18 protein-coding genes and 1 riboswitch are annotated in these 16,088 nt (G+C 72.6%); of the genes, 11 read left to right on the top strand and 7 right to left on the bottom strand.

The window, feature by feature from the left end:
• Positions 1–161: 161 nt before the first annotated feature.
• Positions 162–632: a GNAT family N-acetyltransferase gene (locus DEJ29_RS12820; protein ID WP_111095274.1), complete on the bottom strand. Its 471-nt coding sequence runs from the start codon at positions 630–632 to the stop codon at positions 162–164.
• Positions 629–1,453: a LysR family transcriptional regulator substrate-binding protein gene (locus DEJ29_RS12815; protein ID WP_181437950.1), complete on the bottom strand. Its 825-nt coding sequence runs from the start codon at positions 1,451–1,453 to the stop codon at positions 629–631. Before DEJ29_RS12815 ends, DEJ29_RS12820 begins: the two co-directional genes overlap by 4 nt.
• A gap of 33 nt (positions 1,454–1,486) precedes the next feature.
• On the opposite strand from DEJ29_RS12815, the gene DEJ29_RS12810 reads away from it, so the two are divergent.
• Positions 1,487–1,876: a DUF5997 family protein gene (locus DEJ29_RS12810; protein WP_017888549.1), complete on the top strand. Its 390-nt coding sequence runs from the start codon at positions 1,487–1,489 to the stop codon at positions 1,874–1,876.
• Positions 1,877–1,916: 40 nt separating this feature from the next.
• Entirely contained in the window at positions 1,917–2,423 is a 507-nt protein-coding gene (locus tag DEJ29_RS12805) for a hypothetical protein (protein WP_017888550.1), read from the top strand.
• Between the two features lie 50 nt (positions 2,424–2,473).
• Here DEJ29_RS12805 and DEJ29_RS12800 read toward each other — a convergent pair whose 3' ends face one another.
• Both DEJ29_RS12800 and DEJ29_RS12795 read right to left on the bottom strand, forming a co-directional pair.
• Positions 2,474–2,923 carry a phage holin family protein gene (locus tag DEJ29_RS12800; protein WP_110863429.1) on the bottom strand — a complete coding sequence of 150 codons (450 nt, stop codon included), beginning with the start codon at positions 2,921–2,923 and terminating at the stop codon, positions 2,474–2,476.
• Between the two features lie 174 nt (positions 2,924–3,097).
• Positions 3,098–4,573, bottom strand: coding sequence for an MFS transporter (locus DEJ29_RS12795; RefSeq protein ID WP_111032028.1), 1,476 nt, complete (start codon positions 4,571–4,573; stop codon positions 3,098–3,100).
• Between the two features lie 119 nt (positions 4,574–4,692).
• Between DEJ29_RS12795 and DEJ29_RS12790 the strand changes: the two genes are divergently transcribed.
• Together DEJ29_RS12790 and DEJ29_RS12785 are read left to right on the top strand one after the other, a co-directional pair.
• A complete protein-coding gene (locus DEJ29_RS12790) occupies positions 4,693–5,259 on the top strand; it encodes a TetR/AcrR family transcriptional regulator (protein WP_111022213.1) in 567 nt (188 codons plus the stop codon).
• 9 nt (positions 5,260–5,268) lie between these two features.
• The gene (locus DEJ29_RS12785) at positions 5,269–5,796 is read left to right on the top strand and encodes an Lrp/AsnC family transcriptional regulator (RefSeq protein ID WP_027466312.1); all 528 of its coding nucleotides are present in this window, start codon (positions 5,269–5,271) and stop codon (positions 5,794–5,796) included.
• A gap of 58 nt (positions 5,797–5,854) precedes the next feature.
• Here the strand turns inward: DEJ29_RS12785 and DEJ29_RS12780 are convergent, their stop codons facing one another.
• The gene (locus DEJ29_RS12780) at positions 5,855–6,286 is read right to left on the bottom strand and encodes a GNAT family N-acetyltransferase (RefSeq protein WP_027466313.1); all 432 of its coding nucleotides are present in this window, start codon (positions 6,284–6,286) and stop codon (positions 5,855–5,857) included.
• A gap of 111 nt (positions 6,287–6,397) precedes the next feature.
• Between DEJ29_RS12780 and DEJ29_RS12775 the strand changes: the two genes are divergently transcribed.
• From DEJ29_RS12775 to ribH, 5 genes are all read left to right on the top strand, one after another.
• Positions 6,398–7,708 carry a hypothetical protein gene (locus DEJ29_RS12775; RefSeq protein ID WP_181438215.1) on the top strand — a complete coding sequence of 437 codons (1,311 nt, stop codon included), beginning with the start codon at positions 6,398–6,400 and terminating at the stop codon, positions 7,706–7,708.
• Positions 7,709–7,795: 87 nt separating this feature from the next.
• Complete coding sequence (locus DEJ29_RS12770) at positions 7,796–9,490, top strand: LAVTG motif-containing sortase-dependent surface protein (RefSeq protein ID WP_181438216.1); 1,695 nt, start codon at positions 7,796–7,798, stop codon at positions 9,488–9,490.
• Between the two features lie 328 nt (positions 9,491–9,818).
• A riboswitch (FMN riboswitch) is annotated at positions 9,819–9,953 on the top strand.
• Between the two features lie 94 nt (positions 9,954–10,047).
• On the top strand, positions 10,048–10,701 hold the full coding sequence (locus DEJ29_RS12765; RefSeq protein WP_071247477.1) for a riboflavin synthase: 654 nt from the start codon (positions 10,048–10,050) through the stop codon (positions 10,699–10,701).
• Positions 10,701–11,390, top strand: coding sequence for a 3,4-dihydroxy-2-butanone-4-phosphate synthase (gene ribB / locus DEJ29_RS12760; protein WP_110863426.1), 690 nt, complete (start codon positions 10,701–10,703; stop codon positions 11,388–11,390). Before DEJ29_RS12765 ends, ribB begins: the two co-directional genes overlap by 1 nt.
• Complete coding sequence (ribH, locus tag DEJ29_RS12755; RefSeq protein ID WP_111095276.1) at positions 11,387–11,866, top strand: 6,7-dimethyl-8-ribityllumazine synthase; 480 nt, start codon at positions 11,387–11,389, stop codon at positions 11,864–11,866. The genes ribB and ribH overlap by 4 nt, the downstream gene beginning before the upstream one ends.
• A 128-nt stretch (positions 11,867–11,994) precedes the next feature.
• Here ribH and DEJ29_RS12750 read toward each other — a convergent pair whose 3' ends face one another.
• On the bottom strand, positions 11,995–12,165 hold the full coding sequence (locus DEJ29_RS12750) for a hypothetical protein (protein ID WP_017888559.1): 171 nt from the start codon (positions 12,163–12,165) through the stop codon (positions 11,995–11,997).
• A 66-nt stretch (positions 12,166–12,231) separates the two neighbouring features.
• Positions 12,232–12,780: a TetR/AcrR family transcriptional regulator gene (locus DEJ29_RS12745; protein WP_111095277.1), complete on the bottom strand. Its 549-nt coding sequence runs from the start codon at positions 12,778–12,780 to the stop codon at positions 12,232–12,234.
• Between the two features lie 155 nt (positions 12,781–12,935).
• Here DEJ29_RS12745 and DEJ29_RS12740 point away from each other — a divergent pair, with 155 nt between their 5' ends.
• Positions 12,936–14,972, top strand: coding sequence for an aldo/keto reductase (locus DEJ29_RS12740; RefSeq protein WP_111095278.1), 2,037 nt, complete (start codon positions 12,936–12,938; stop codon positions 14,970–14,972).
• Positions 14,951–15,958: a LacI family DNA-binding transcriptional regulator gene (locus DEJ29_RS12735; protein ID WP_111095279.1), complete on the top strand. Its 1,008-nt coding sequence runs from the start codon at positions 14,951–14,953 to the stop codon at positions 15,956–15,958. Before DEJ29_RS12740 ends, DEJ29_RS12735 begins: the two co-directional genes overlap by 22 nt.
• Positions 15,959–16,088 lie beyond the last annotated feature (130 nt).

Raw genomic sequence — 16,088 nt, 5'->3', positions numbered from 1 at the left:
CAGGCGGTCACGAATCCCCGCTGGTGTCCGCCGAGTGGTCACGACACGTCGTTCCGGGCGCGGCCAGTCGACACTTCGTGACCGCTCGGGGCCATGCACGCGGGGTGTTGTGACCCGAGCAGCGGCAGCAGCAGCAGCCGCCGCCGCGCGGCCGCCGCGGGCTAGACCAGCGGCTTCCGCATCTGCGCCGACGTCACCTGGTACCCGAGCGCCGCGTAGAGCTCCTGCGCCCCGGTGTTGTAGCCGAACACGTTCAGCCCGATGCTCGTCGCACCGTGCTCCGCAGCGGCGCGGTGCCCGAGCTCGAGCGCCCGCCGTGCGTGCCCGCGGCGCCGGTGTGCCTCGTCGATCTCGACGTTGAACACCCACCAGTCGGTGCTGCCCGCCGTGAGCGGTCCGATCCACAGGTACCCGATGACGGTGTCGTCCTGGTCGGTGACGTCCCACACGAGGTGCCCGTCAGCGGGGGACCCGCCCGGGAACCAGCGGTCCCGTGACTGCTGCTCGTTCGCCTCGGCCTGCTCGCGGGTCTCGCCCGCCTGCATCCGCGACTCGACGTACTCGGCCATCGTGCGCTGGAGCCAGGCCGGGAGGCGCGTGGCCGGCATCAGTGCCAGCCGCGTGTCCGTCATCGGTTGCCCTTGGAACCCCGGCTCGGCTTCCCGCGCATCTTGCCGCGTCCGGGTGTCGGCCCCTTGCCGGTGTTCGACTTCTTGCCGGCGCCGGACTTACCGCTGCCGGGCGACTTCGCCTTGGCCTTGCCGCCGGCGCCCGCGGCGCCGCCCTTGGAACCCGACGCACCCGACCCGCCGGACCCACCCGACCCGCTGGACGAGCCCTTGGCACCCGACCCTGCCTTGGCACCGCCACGAGCCGGACGCGAGTCGTCGTCGGCGTCGCGATCCGGGCCTCCTGGCTGGCGCGAACTGTTGGCGGTCCGCCCGCGCACCACGCCGATGAACTCCTCGGTGGTCTCGGTGGCGTCCTCGTCCCGCCAGACCAGCGCGATGCGCGTGCCCTCGGCGTCCATGAGCGGACGACCGACCAGGTCCTTGCGGCTGGCGGCGCGGAACAGTGACTGGGGGAGCACGACGACGCCGACGTTCGCCTCGACCAGGTCGAGCGATCCGTCGATGTCGGCGGGCACCGGGCCGGCGTCGATCACGTGGACCTCGGCGTCGGCGAGGTCGACCTCGGCGAGTTCGGCGAGGGGGGAGTCCTTGGGCATCGCGACGACGGCGGTCTCGGTCCAGAGCGGGATGGCGTTGTGCTGCTCGGACACGGGCATGCGTGCGAAGACCATGTCGGCCTCGCCGGCCAGCGTGTCGTCGACGTCGTCGGCGCCGATCGGCCGCAGCCGGAGCTCGATGGAGGGGAAGCGTTCCCGCCAGACACGGGCCCACTTTGCGGGGGAGACCCCCGGCACGAAGGCGATGGTGAGAGCCGCGGTCATGCAGACGAGCATAGGGGCCGTACCCTTGTCCTCATGGCGCAGGAACAGACCATGAAGCCCGAGACGGCTGCGAAGAAGCTCGGCATCTTGCTGACGGCGGCTCCGGAGTCCTTCCAGAGCGCTCCCCTCACGCGGACCGCCTTCGACGAGCTCCGCACCGAACCCCCGACCTGGCTCGAGGACCTCCGACGCGACGGCCCGCACCCGCGACCCGTCGTGGCGCAGAAGCTCGGCATCTCCATCTCCGGCCTGAGCCGTGCGGGGATCGACGACGCACTGACGACGGCGGACATCAAGACGCTGCTCGAGCAGAAGCCCGAGTGGCTCGTCCGTGAGCGTGCGACGCAGGCCGCCGTGCACGCCGAGAACGCCCGCGTGAAGCAGGAGCGCGCCGCCAAGGCCGCTGCCCGCGCCGAGGACTGACCCCACCCCGCACCACTCCGCCGCACCGAGGACGCCCCACGTGCACGAGACCGTCGCCGACGCCATGCTCGTCGTGCCGCAGTTCGCGTCCGTGTGCTGCATCGTCGGTGACCGCTACCGACCGCGCCCGGGCGTCATCGTGCCGGCCGGCGTGATGCTCGTCGCGATGCTCATGCCCGTCGTCGACGCCGGAGCGGTGTGGACCCTGTTCGCCGCGACCCTCCTGCTCCTGCTCGCGCCGTTGCCCGTGATGCGTCGCCGCCGCGCCGACGGTCGCCGCGCGGAGCCGATGGACGTCCACCGCGCGCTCTCCGCCGTCGTGATGGCGGGGATGCTGCTGATGGGCCACGCCTCGGGTGTCGCCGGCGACCACGCGGGGCACGGCATCGCACTGTCCGCGGTGCTCGGCGCCGGCGTGATCGGCTACTGCGCGTTCAGCGGTTGGCTGCTCCGGTACGAGTGGGGCCGTGAGGACCGGCGGGCCGTCCGCAGCGGCGAGGTCTTCGCGATGACCGTCGCGGTGGTCGGCATGACCCTGGCGATGTAGCGGAGCGAGTGCTGGCGGTCGCGGCCCCCGCCGCAGGTCCGTCGGGTCCGTCAGTCGCGCGCGGCGCTGTCCGTCTGGGCGTCCGCCGCGTGCGTCACCCGCTGCTTCGCCGCCTGGATCGTGTCCTTCGGCACCGGCGGCACACCCCGCCGGATCCCGCGCAGGCCGACGACGAACAGGATCGCGGTCACGATCGCGAACACGACGAACGTGATCCCGGTCGCCGCCCACAGCGGCAGCGCGAGAGCGAGCAGCGCCACCGCGAAGCCGGCCAGCGCGACCAGGGTCGTCAGGGCGAACCCGACAGCGACCCCGGTGAGCACCAGCCCGGTCTTCGCACCGCTCGCGCGCTCGCCGATCTCGCGCCGCGCCGAGGCGACCTCCTCGCGGACGGCGCGCAGCACCGGCTCGAGGGCCTTCTGCACGAGTCCGGCGGTCACGGTGTCGCGGAACGACGGCCTTCCGGGAGCGGTGGTGTCGTCGTGGTCGGTGCTGCTCATGGGGTCTCCTGTCCGGGCGCGGCGGTCCGCGTCCCCTGACGGGACGCGACCGGTCCGATGATCGTCACGCTGACTCGCGTGCGCCCGGTGCGTTCCCAGGTTGCGCAACGGACGGGAGGCCCGCCCCGCGTCGTCGACGCTGGACGGGCCTCCCGGGTGGTCGGGCCCACGGCCCTACTCGGCGACCTCCTCGAGGTCGTCGATCCCACGGGCGGCGGCCGCTGCGCGGCGAGCGCGCATCGACGGCGCGGCGACGGCGGCGAGCACGGCCACGACCGCCACACCGGTGCACGCCCAGAACCCGATCGTGAAGGCGTCGTCGGTCGGCAGCCCCTGCGGCGTGCTGTGCGAGGTGATCAGCGCTGCGATGACGGCGGTGCCGACGCTCGAGCCGATGGTGCGGACGACCGTGTTGGCGCTGATGGCCTCACCGGTCTGGTTCGCGGGGACGCTCTCGATGATCGCGTTCGAGCAGGCGGCGAGGGCCATGCCGATGCCGATGCCGGTCAGGACACCGGAGGCCACCACCTGCCACAGCTCGGCGTGTGCGATCGCCGGCAGCACGAACGCGGCGACGATGGCGAACCCGCCGATGAGCATCGGCGGCTTCGGGCCGACCTTGCGTACCAGGATGCCCGCGATCGGCCCGGCGACGACCATCATCACGACGGTCGGCAGCAGGAAGAGACCGGCCTGGGTGACGTCCTTGCCGAAGCCGTAGCCGAGCGCCGTCGGGAGCTGCAGCAGCGTCGGCACGAGGACGAAGGTGCCGAACATCGCGAACCCGAAGACGAGTGCGACGACGTGGGCGGTCCAGACGCCGCGGACCGCGAAGAGCCGGACGTCGATGAGCGGCTCGGCGACCCGGAGTTCGACCAGGACGAACACGACCAGTGCGACGGCGCCGAGGGCCAGCAGGCCGATGGTCTTGCCGTCGCCCCAGCCCCAGGTCTCGCCCTCGCTGACGGCGAGCAGGATGGCGACGAGCGACACCGCGAGGACGAACGTGCCGGCCATGTCGAGGCGGCCCGGCTTCCGCACGGGGGACTCCGGCATCCCGAAGACCGCGCCGAGCAGTGCGATGACGACGAGCACGGCGGGGAGCCAGAACAGCCAGTGCCAGGACAGGTGCTCGACGATGGGCCCGGCCGCGACGATGCCGACGCCGGCGCCGATGCCGAAGATCGCGGACAGCAGGCCGATCGTGACGCTGACCTTCTCCTTCGGCAGCTCGTCACGCACGATGCCGATCGACAGCGGCATCACGGCTCCGGCGGCACCCTGCAGCGCGCGCCCGACGATCAGGACGCCGAGGTTCGGGGCGAGGGCGGCGAGCACGGCGCCGACGAGCAGGATCGACAGCACGACGATCAGGACCTTGCGCTTGCCGATCATGTCGCCGAGGCGACCGAGGATCGGCGTGAGCACCGAGGCGGAGAGCAGGTACGCGGTGAGCACCCAGCTCGTCGCGCTGGTGGAGGCGCCGAGGTCCTGCCCGATGGTCGACAGTGCCGGGGCGACCAGCGACTGCAGCACCGCGAAGGACAGGCCGCCGAGGGACAGGTAGACGATGATCGCCGTGCTGTTCGGCCGGCGTCCGTCGGTGGTGGGGTGCGAGCCGGTCCGTGGGCTCTGCATGGTGTCGGTCATCGTGCTCCGTGTCGTCGTGGTCGTCGATGTAAACAATTGCTGACATGACGAGGGTACGCGTTCGAGAGGGCATGTCAACGCTTGCTTACATCCCTGTGAGGACCGGTAGGCTGCGCTCCATGAGCAAGGACGCCGCGGCCACCCGACTCCTGCTCGTGCAGGCCGCCCGGCGTCGGTTCGCCTTCGACGGCTACCGCGCGACGACGGTGCGCGACATCGCCGGGGACGCCGGGGTGAACGTCGCCCTGATCAACCGGTACTTCGGTTCGAAGGAGGGGCTCTTCCGCGCCTGCCTCGACCGCGTCGTGCGCGACCTGGGGGCCGAGGAGACGAGCGAGCAGGGCCTCGAACGGGCGCTCACGGGGATCATCACGCACATCGTGCGGGCCCCGACCGACGACGACTCCCTGCAGCTGATGCTCCTGCTCCGGTCCTCCGGCGACGACGGTGCCGATGCCATCCGCCGAGAGACGCTGCGCCGGTACGCCGAACGGCTCGCGGGCACGGTCGGCGGCGCGGGGTCCGAGGAACTGCTCGTCCGTGCCGAGATCGCGCTGGCGGTGGTGCTGGGGATGTCGATGCTCCGGCAGTCCACCGCGGTGGAACCGCTGGCATCCGCCGACGACGCCGTCGTGTCGGCCGCGCTCGAGGACGCCCTCCGCGCCCTGCTCGCACCGCCGCGGTAGCGTCGAGCCGTGTCCGACCGTCCCGCACGTCGCCCCGACCCCGCTCCGCGCCTCGACGAGGTCGACGAGCGCATCCTCTGGACCCTGTCGGCCGATGCTCGGATCCCGAACAACCGACTCGCGGCCGCCGTCGGCATCGCGCCGTCGACCTGCCTGGCACGGGTCCGTGCGCTCGAGGACGCCGGCGTGATCCGCGGCTACCGGGCCGAGGTGGACGTCGCCCGGCTCGGGTTCTCGATTGAGGCGATGGTGTCCGTCCGGGTGCACGCCGCGGCCCGCCACGAACTGCGGGACTTCGCCAAGCGCCTGCTGCGGGTGCCCGTCGTGCAGGACGTGTCGTTCCTGGCGGGGGACAAGGACTTCCTCGTGCACATCGCGTGCGAGTCGACCGAGCAGCTCCGGGACTTCGTCGCCGACGAACTCAGCGGCGACCCCTCGGTGGCGACGACGCAGACGAACATCGTGTTCGAACGCCTCGTCGCCGACCGGGCCACCCAGGGCCGCTCGTTCGACGAACTGCGGCGCTGGCGGGCCTGACACGCGGACCCCCGGGTCAGTGCCGTCGGATGAGCGCCGTCGGGTCAGCGCTTCCGGGTCAGCGCTTCCGGGTCATCGGGATGTGCGGGATGCGGTCCTCCAGGTACTCGTCGCCCGAGCGCACGAAGCCGAAGCGGCCGTACCACTGCTCCAGGTGCGACTGGGCGCCGAGGGCGATGCTCGGCGAGCGCGACTCGGCGATCGCGGCCTCCATGAGCTGCGCGCCGAGGCCCTGGCCGCGGGCGTGCTTCGCGGTGGCGACCCGGCCGATGCGCTCGGTGCCGTCGGGCTCGCGGAGCAGGCGGAGCGTCGCGTCCACCGAACCGTTGCCGGCCCAGAACTGCACGGTGCCGGGCTCGAGGTCACGGCCGTCGATGTCGCCGTACGCGGCTTCCTGCTCGACGACGAAGACGTCCTGGCGGAGCCGCAGGATCTCGTGCAGCGTGACGATGTCCAGGTTGCGGGTCGGAGCGTTGAAGATCGAGACCACGGACGGCCCTTCCTGAGAATTTCTTCCGAAACAGGGTGTGTTCCGGACCGGATCGGCGTACATTGCCGGTCAACCACTCTACGTGCGCAGCCGAGATCAGGAGGTGAGCGCATGGACCACCCGTTGCGCGCACCCTGGCGCGCCGCACTCCGCATCGTCCTGCTGGGCGTCGGGACGCTCGCCGCCCTCGTGCTGCTGTCCCTGCTCCTCGGCGCGCGACCGGCCTCCGCCGCGACGACCTCTGCCGCACCGACCGAGCAGCGCGGACTCGTCGGCAGCGTCGTCGACGGCGTCGGTGGCACCGTGCAGGGCGTGACCGGTGAGGTCGGCAAGGTCGTCGGCGGCGTGACGGATCCCGTCCGCAAGGCCGTGTCACCTGCACCCGCACCTGCTGCGCCCGCTCCGGCCCCCGCGCCCGTACCTGCTCCGGTGCCCGCAGCGCCCGCACCGGCTCCAGCAGCACCCGCTCCAGCTCCCGCAGCCCCCGCGCCGTCGAGCCCCGCTCCGGTCGCGACCACACCGGCTGCCCAGCCGACCACGACCGCCCCTGCGGCCCACCCGGCCACGCGCCCGGTGCGACAGGTCGTCGACCAGGTGAGCAGCGCCTCCAGGCCGGCCACCGACACCGTCGCGAACGTCCTGCGCCCCGTTACCGGAACCGTGGAACGCGTCACCGACACGCGCCCCGTGACCGCCGTCGTCGACACCGTCGACGACGTGGTCGGCAACGTCCCGGTGGTCGGCACGGTCCTCGGCGACGACACCCTCGGCACCGTCACCGGTCCGGTCACGGGCCTGGTCGACGACACGCTCGGCTCGGTCGGCACGACCGTCGGCACCGTCCCCGACGTGGTCGAGGGCGTCGTCCCGTCCGTCGGCGGCACCCTGCCAGGAGGCACGGACCCCGTCGTCGACGTCCCCGCGCTCCCGGTGGGCGGCGGCTCGAACCCGTCCGCCGGGCCCGTCCCGTCGGTGCCGGTCGCGAACACACCCGTCCGGCCCGGAACGGTCGCCACGCAGGGCGCCACGGTGCCCACCGCACTCGCACCCGCACGCGTCGTCGCTGCCGATGCCGTGGGCGACCGCGCAGCCGGACTCCGCCCGTCGGAGCCCGTCGACGTAGCCGCCACGACGGCAACGGTCGGCCCGGTCGTCTCGGCCGTCGATGTGCAGGACGCGACCCTCGGCGGACACGCGCTGCTCGTCCCCGCGGACGGCGAGGGCCACGGGCTCCCGTTCGACGGAGCCGACGCCGGCGTGCTCGGTGGCAGTGCCTCCTCGACCTCCGGCGGCGCAGCAGCCGTCGGCATCGTCGGCTCGACCGACGACATCGTCTCCCTCGCCGCGGGGTCTCGCGGCACGCTCTCCGACGACGCGGTCCCCGCATCGGTCGTCGGCGAGCACGACGTCGCCCCTGACTGAGATCGGTGCGCCTGTCCGCCACGGCAGGCACGCACACATCCCGGCTGCGTCCGCGGTCGGTGACGATCTCGATCAGGGAGTACGACCATGAACAAGTACGTCTCCAGAGGGCTCTGGTTCGCCCTCTTCGTCGGCGGGCTCACGCTCGGCGGCACGGCTGCGGCGAACGCGGCCACGACATCCGGTGCCGACGGCACCGTCTCGGGCACCCAGGTGGCCCCCTCCGTGGACGCCCCGGTGTCCCTCGGCGGCAACGCGATCGCCGTGCTCGGCGACGCGGTGTCGACGGCGACGGGGTCCACGCCCGCCGCTCCGGCGCCTGCTCCGGCTCCGGCCACGACCGCTCCTGCCCCCAGCACCTCGGGCCAGGACGGCACGCTCTCGGGCACCCAGGTGGTGCCGGACGTCGCGGCACCGGTGACGGTCGGCGGCAACGCCGTGGCGGTCGCCGGTGACGCGGTCTCGGCCGCCGCACCCGCACCCGCGGCAGCTCCGGCGCCTGCAGCACCGGCACCGGCACCGGCTCCTGCCGCTCCTGCCGCTCCCGCTCCGAGCACCTCGGGCGAGGACGGCACCGCTTCCGGCACCCAGGTCGCTCCGGCCGTGACCGTCCCCGTGACGGTGTCCGGCAACGGGATCGGCGTCGGCGACGGCACCGCGACGTCGACCGCCCCGGCGGCGGCGACACCGGCGCCGGCTGCCGAAGCCCCGTCGGCGCCCACCACCTCGGGCACCGACGGACTGCTCTCCGGCACCCAGGTGACCGGCCTGGTCGACGTCCCGGTGACGATCGGTGGCAACGGCATCGGTGTCCTCGGTGACGGGACCGCGACGGGCACGGCGCCCGCTGCGGGCACGGGTACCGGAACTGCTCCGGCGGCCGGTGGTTCGACCTCTGGTTCGGACGGCACGGCTTCGGGCACGCAGGTGTCCCCGGTCGTCTCGATCCCGGTCACGGTGGCGGACAACGGCATCGGGCTGCTCGGGACGGGCACCGCGACGGGGACGGCGCCCGCTGCCGGCACGGGCACGGGTACCGGGACCGCTCCGGCGGCCGGTGGTACGACCTCGGGTTCGGACGGCACGGCTTCGGGTACGCAGGTGTCCCCGGTCGTCGACGTCCCGGTGACGATCGGTGGCAACGGCATCGGTGTCCTCGGTGACGGCACGAGCACCGGCGGCGCCACGGCTCCGGCCACCGGCACCACGACCCCGACGGCCGGCGGTTCGACCTCCGGCGACGGCGGCCTGCTCTCCGGCACCCAGGTCACCCCGGTGATCAGCCTGCCGATCACGATCGGCGGCAACGGGATCGGCATCGTCGGTGACGGCACCAGCACCACCCCCGGCACCGGCACGAACCCCGGGACCAACCCGGGCACGGACCCGGGCACGGACCCCGGCACCGACCCGGGCACGGACCCCGGCACCGAACCCGGTACCGACCCTGGTACGGACCCCGGTACCGACCCGGGCACCGTCCCCACCGACGGGACGGGCATCGACACCGGCACCACGCCCGGCACGGCGACCATCCCGGTGGGCGTGGTCGGCGTCGTCGAGCCGCCCCGGGCCTCCACTGCGGGTGTGGTGACCACCACGACCGCTGCCACCAGCGGGGTCCGGACGAGCGCCGGGACCGTCGCGGCAGCCGCCGCGGCCGGTGACGGCCAGCCGGAGCTCGCCTACACGGGAGCCGGCTCGCCGGTCCTGCCCGCCGGGTTCGCGCTCCTGCTGCTCCTCGCCGGAGCGGGCACGCTCGTGCTCCGTCGCCGGCACTGACCGGCGGGTGATCGAGGGGCGTCACACCGTGGCGCCCCTCGTCACCATGCCCGGGGGGGCGTGCGCGTTCCACGACAGAACACCGGAGGATCGACGGATGTCCTGTCGGAACATGTCGGCGCATCGGATGCGTGTGCATGTTCCGACGGACCGCTCGTCGATCGACTCGTGCATCGTCGCAGTGCGGACGCAGGACGCCGGACGCCGGACGCGGACGTCGGAGACCGCGGGTGCCACGTGCTCACCGCGCCCGGGGGAGACGCCCGGTTACGACGGCGCTGCCACCGTGGCGCGGCCGTCAGCGGCCTGGGGTATCGTTCCGACTACGCAAGCGCTCCGGGGTCGGTGTAATTCCGAGCCGGTGGTGACAGTCCACGAACTGATGACGGGTGCGAACCCGACAGAGGTTGACCCGGTGGGATTCCGGGACCGACGGTGAAAGTCCGGATGGGAGGCGCGCTGGGCGGACAGGACGACCCCACGACCCGTGGGGTGCGACCCGTCCGTCGATGCCGACGATCGTCGAACGCCCCCGGAGTCCCGTTGAGAGGACACCAGTGTTCACCGGCATCATCGAGGAACTCGGCACCGTCACCGCCGTCGAGCAGCAGGGCGACTCCGTCGCGCTCACCGTCCACGGCCCCGTCGTCGTGCAGGACGCCCGGCACGGCGACTCGATCGCGACGAGTGGTGTCTGCCTGACCGTCGTCGAGCAGACCCCCGAGACCTTCACCGCCTTCGTCATGAAGCAGACCCTCGACATGAGCGCCCACGGTGCACTCCGGGTGGGGGACCGCCTGAACCTCGAGCGCGCCGCCTCGGTGGGTGACCGCCTGGGCGGGCACATCGTGCAGGGCCACATCGACGGCACCGCCACGGTGCTCGAGACGGCAGACGGTGACGGCTGGCGACGCGTGCGGTTCTCGCTCGCGCCGGCGCTCAGCCCGCTCGTGGTCGACAAGGGCTCGATCGCGCTCGACGGCGTCTCGCTCACGGTCAGCGCGGTCTCACCCGAGGACACCGCGCCCGACGCGGCCTGGTTCGAGGTGAGCCTGATCCCCGAGACGCTCGAGGCGACGACGCTCGGGCTCCGCGTGCCGGGTGACCGGGTGAACGTCGAGACCGACGTCCTGGCACGGCACGTCCGCCGCATGCTGCGGCTCGACGCCGCGGCGCAGTCGCTCGAGACCGTCGGATCGGAGGCCCGGTGATGGTCGCCGAGACCGGTGCCGTCCCGCAGGCACTCGGGCTGTCGAGCATCGAGGCCGCGATCGCGTCGATCGCCGCCGGGCGCCCGGTGATCGTGGTCGACGACGAGGACCGCGAGAACGAGGGTGACGTCATCCTGTCCGCCGAGCTCGCCTCGCCGGAGTGGATCGCGTGGACCGTGGCGCACTCGTCCGGGTTCATCTGCGCGCCGCTCAGCACCGAGATCGCCGACGCCCTCGACCTGCCGCCGATGGTGGCGCACAACGAGGACGTCCGCGGCACGGCCTACACGGTCACCGTCGACGCCGCCGTCGGCGTGACCACGGGCATCAGCGCCCACGACCGTGCCCGTACGCTGCGGGTCCTCGCCGACCCGACCTCGGTGCGCGACGACCTGCACCGCCCCGGACACGTGGTGCCCCTGCGCGCACGACCGGGCGGGGTCCGGGAGCGCGCCGGGCACACCGAAGCAGCGATCGAGCTCGTCACAGCAGCCGGGCTCCGGCCCGCTGCGGCGATCTGCGAGATCGTCGACGAGGACGGCAGCATGATGCGGCTGCCGGCGCTCGTCGCACTCGGGGCGCGCGAGGGCGTGCCCGTCATCACCATCGCCGCGCTCGCCGAGTGGCTGGACGCGGCAGACCGGGCGGCGGCAGCGACCGCAGCGCCCACGGAAGGAACGACACGATGAGCGGAGCAGGCGCGGCGGACCGCGACCAGGTCGACGGCACCGGGATCCGGGTGGCCGTCATCGCCGGACAGTGGCACGACACGATCGCGGCGGGCCTGCTGGCCGGCGCACAGCGCGAGGTCGAGCGGCTCGGGGCGACGGCCGAGGTCATCCCCGTCCCCGGCAGCTTCGAGCTGCCCGTGGTCGCGAAGACCGCGCTCGAGGCCGGGTTCGACGCGGCGGTCGCGCTCGGCGTCATCATCCGCGGTGGCACCCCGCACTTCGAGTACGTCTCGGGTGCTGCGACGAGCGGCCTGACGCAGGTCGCGATCGACACCGGCAAGCCCGTCGGGTTCGGCGTGCTCACGCTGGACGACGAGCAGCAGGGACTCGACCGCGCCGGGCTGCCCGAATCCAAGGAGGACAAGGGCGCCGAGGCCGCACACGCAGCGATCAGCACCGCGGTGACGCTGCGGTCCCTGCGCCTCGCGGTCTGATCGGCTCGTGATCTGACGCTCCACGCAGAACGGCCCCGCACCGGTGAGGTGCGGGGCCGTTCTGTGCTTGCTGGTCCGCGCTTGCTGGCCAGCGGCGGTGCTTGCTGGCTCGCGGCAGTGCTTGCTGGCTAGCGCTTGCCGAACACGTGGATCGGCAGGAAGAAGGAGAGGCTCATCAGGAGCACGCCGGCCATGAAGACGAAGGCCTGGCCCGACTCGACCTGGAAGGCGAACCCGAACAGGTACATCGACACCAGCAGCAGCAGGATCGAGAAAACAGCGGCGATGACGCGGCCCACGGGATACCTCCGGGTGTCGACGAGTGGATCGTTCCCCAGTCTATCCCCAGCCGGGGGTGTGCCGGTTCACGCTCCTGGTCGCGTCGCGATCAGACGGTCGACGACGGTGAGCAGGGTCTCCATGTCGACGCTGCCCCGCTTCGGTCGTACCTCGCTCGCGGCACCGAGTGAGGCCTGGTGGTACAGCCCGTCTCCGAGGAGCTTGACGGCCTGCGCGGTCGGCTCGTCGCCGAGGGCGTCGACGAGGGTCGCGAGCCAGGCGTTCTCGGTGTCGTCGAGGGTGCGTCCGGCCTCTTCGTAGCCGGCCTGCTGCAGGCGGCTCGCGGCGAGCAGGGCGAGGTCCAGCTCGCTGCCGACGAACAGGCAGTTGCGGACGAAGTAGCGCGCGGCGCCGTCCTCGGCATCCTGCATGCGCTCGACGTCGATCGCGGACAGGTCGGACAGGCGTTCGCAGAGCCCCTCGACCAGGGCCGACTTGGAGCCGAAGTGGTAGAGCAACCCGCCCTTCGAGACGCCGGCGCGCGCGGCGACGGCGTCGAGCGTGGCGGGACGCTCGCCTTCCTCGCACACGATGGCGACGAAGCTGTCGAGGACACGGTCGCGGGCACTGGCCATGCCGAGAGTCTAGGAGCAGTTCCGGGGGGCGCGGACGACAGCTCGTCTGTGGCCGCCGTGAACGCTCACGAATCGCCGCAGGACCATTGCTGATCGCTCCCGTGGAGGCTAGCGTCGAACCGACCGTGAAGGTTCACGAGACGACAAGGATCCGCATGTCAGCGCAGACGGCGAACACCGCCACCACCCCGACCTCGACCACCACCGACCGCCCCGGGTGGGCCGTCCTCGGCCCCGGCGGCATCGCCCGACGCTTCCTCTCGCAGCTGCCCGCCAGCGGGGGTGTCCTGGTCGCGGCCGGCAGTTCGTCCGCCGACCGGGCGCAGGTCTTCGCCGACGAGGCCGCCGGGTTCGGGTTCGCGGACGTGACCGCCGGCACCTACGACGAAGTCCTCGCCGACCCCCGAGTCGATGCGGTCTACGTCTCGACCGTGCACACCGGGCACGCCCGGCTCGTGATCGCCGCACTCCAGGCCGGCAAGGCCGTCCTGTGCGAGAAGCCCCTCGCCGTGAACCACGGGACCGCGATGGCGCTCACCGACGCCGCACGCCAGGCCGGTCTGCCGCTCGTCGAGGCGTTCATGTACCGCTTCCACCCGCAGACCGCGGCACTGCTCGACCTGATCCGCGACGGCGTGATCGGCGACGTGACCCACGTCGACGCCTCGTTCGCGTTCCGGACGGGCGAGCGCACCGGTCGACTGTTCGACGTCGGCACCGCCGGCGGCGGGATCCTCGACGTCGGCGGGTACCCGGTGACGATGGCCGCGGCGATCGTGCAGGCCGCGACCGGGGTCGCCGTCGCCGAGCCCGTGGACCTCACCGCCACGGGCACGCTCGGGCCGACCGGGGTCGACGAGTGGACGGTCGCGCAGCTCACCTACCGAGGCGGGATCACGGCGACGGTCCGGACCGGCGTCTTCGTGCAGGACGACAACGCCGTGTCGGTGTACGGCTCGCGCGGTCGCATCGTGCTCACCGACCCGTGGACCCTGGGCGACGACCCCACCATCGAGATCCACACCGTCGACGAACCCCCTCGCTCGCTCTCGTTCGCGGGTGAGCACCCCTACGCCCGAGAAGCCGACGCCACCACCGACGCCCTGCGTGCCGGCGGGGTCGAAGCGGCGCAGATGACCATCGACGAGACCCTCGCCACCGCCCGCACGCTCGACAGGTGGCGCGCGGCGATCGGCCTGCGCTACCCGTTCGAGGCGGAGACCGCCGACATCCCGACGGTGTCCGGCCGGCCGCTCACCGTGCAGGACGGCAACCCGATGCGCTACGGCGAGGTGCCGGGCGTCGGCAAGCGGATGTCCCGCCTGGTGATGGGCGTCGACAACCAGCCCGACCTGGCACACGCCAGCGCGATCTTCGACCTGTTCGTCGAGCAGGGCGGCAACGTCTTCGACACCGGCTACATCTACGGCGGCGGTGTGCTCGAAGGACGGCTCGGCAAGTGGATCCAGAACCGGGGGATCCGCGAGGACGTGGTCGTCATCACGAAGGGGGCCCACACCCCGCACTGTGACCCCGAGTCGATCACCCGGCAGCTGCTCGAGAGCCTCGAGCGCCAGGGCACCGACTACGCGGACATCTACATGATGCACCGCGACAACCCCGACATCCCGGTGGGGGAGTTCGTCGACGTGCTCGACGAGCACCGCCGAGCCGGGCGCATCCGCGTGTACGGCGGCTCGAACTGGACCCCCGCACGGTTCGACGAGGCGAACGCCTACGCACGGGCCAACGGCAAGCACGGGTTCGAGGTGCTCAGCAACCACTTCGGTCTCGCCGAGGCGTACGACGTGCCGTGGGACGGCTGCGAACACGCGACCGATGCGGCATCGAAGGCGTGGCTGGAGGAACGTCAGGTCCCGCTGCTGCCGTGGTCCTCGCAGGCCCGCGGGTTCTTCACCGGCCGTGCGACGCCCGAGGACACCAGCGACGCCGAACTCGTCCGCTGCTACTACTCGGACGACAACTTCGAGCGGCTCCGGCGTGCGCGGGAGCTCGGCGAGCAGTTCGGCGTCCCCGCGACGGCGATCGCCCTGGCGTACGTGCTCAACCAGCCGTTCCCGACGTTCCCGCTCTTCGGACCCCGTACGATCGCGGAGGCCCGGTCGTCCATGACCGGCCTCTCCGTCGAACTCTCCCCGGAACAGGTGGCATGGCTGGACCTCCGCGCCTGACCCCGGGCGGCCGCGCGACGATCATCGACGTCGCCGCGGCCGCCGGGGTGTCCCGGCAGACCGTCACCCGCGCGATGAACGGCATGTCCGGCATCAGCGCGGCGACCAAGGACCGCGTGCTCCAGGCCGCGGCGGCGCTCGACTACCGTCCGTCACGGTTCGGCCGCGGGCTCGTCACGGGTGGCGACCACCAGCTCGGGCTCGTCGTCAACGACCTGCGGAACCCCTACGCACCGGCACTCGCATCCGCGGTGCTCGGCCTGGCCGCCGCCCGCGGGTGGAACGTCATGCTCGCCGACGTCGGGCTCGCGAGCGACTCGGACCGGATGGTGGAGTCCCTCGGTGCCCAGACCGACGTCGTGATCGGCTACCTCGGGTCCCGCGCCCCGGAGTGGATCGAACGGCTCGGCTCGGTCCCGGTCGTCGAGCTCGACCCCTCGGGGCCGGTGACCCGCGCCGCGGTCCGGATCGACCCGACCGCCGCGATCGAGGACCTCGCCGACCACCTCGTCGACGTCGGGGTGAAGCACCCCGTCGTGCTCGACGCCGCCGCCGACGGCGCGCCGAGTCAGCGCGGGGAGCACATGGTCGCGGCACTCCGGCGTCGCGGGTACCTGCCCGACCTCGTCGTCGCGTCCGCGCCCACCGCAGAGGCCGGTGCCGAACGGACCGAACGGATCCTCGCCGAGCACCGCCGGGTCGATGCGGTCCTGGCGTTCAACGACGTGCTGGCGCTCGGCGTGCTGTCGGCCTGTCGTCGTGCCGGCGTCGACGTCCCCGCTGACGTCCGCGTGGTCGGCGTCGACGGCCTGCCGCTCGGCACGCTCGTCGCGCCGACGCTCACCACGCTGGCCGTCGACCTCGACGAGGTCGCGGGTCAGGCCCTCGACCTGGCGCTCGGCATGCTCGCGGGCGAGCTGCCGCGCTCGGGCGAGGCCGTGGAGCGCACGGTGCGACACCGGTTGCTGCTCCGCGAATCGGCGTAGGCCGACGACGCGACCAGTGGACCGACGCAAGGCCCGTGGCGGGACCGGCACGGGCCTCCCGGCCGTCGTCAGTTGCATTTGCAACCAAAACCGTCCGGACGGTACACTAACGGAGTCCTCACGGGGCGCG

Origin of the sequence: Curtobacterium sp. MCPF17_021 (assembly GCF_003234605.2) — a bacterium.
GTDB classification, from domain to species: domain Bacteria; phylum Actinomycetota; class Actinomycetes; order Actinomycetales; family Microbacteriaceae; genus Curtobacterium; species Curtobacterium flaccumfaciens.
Note: the sequence above shows the minus strand (reverse complement) of the source record. Positions and strands in the feature narration are given on the sequence as shown.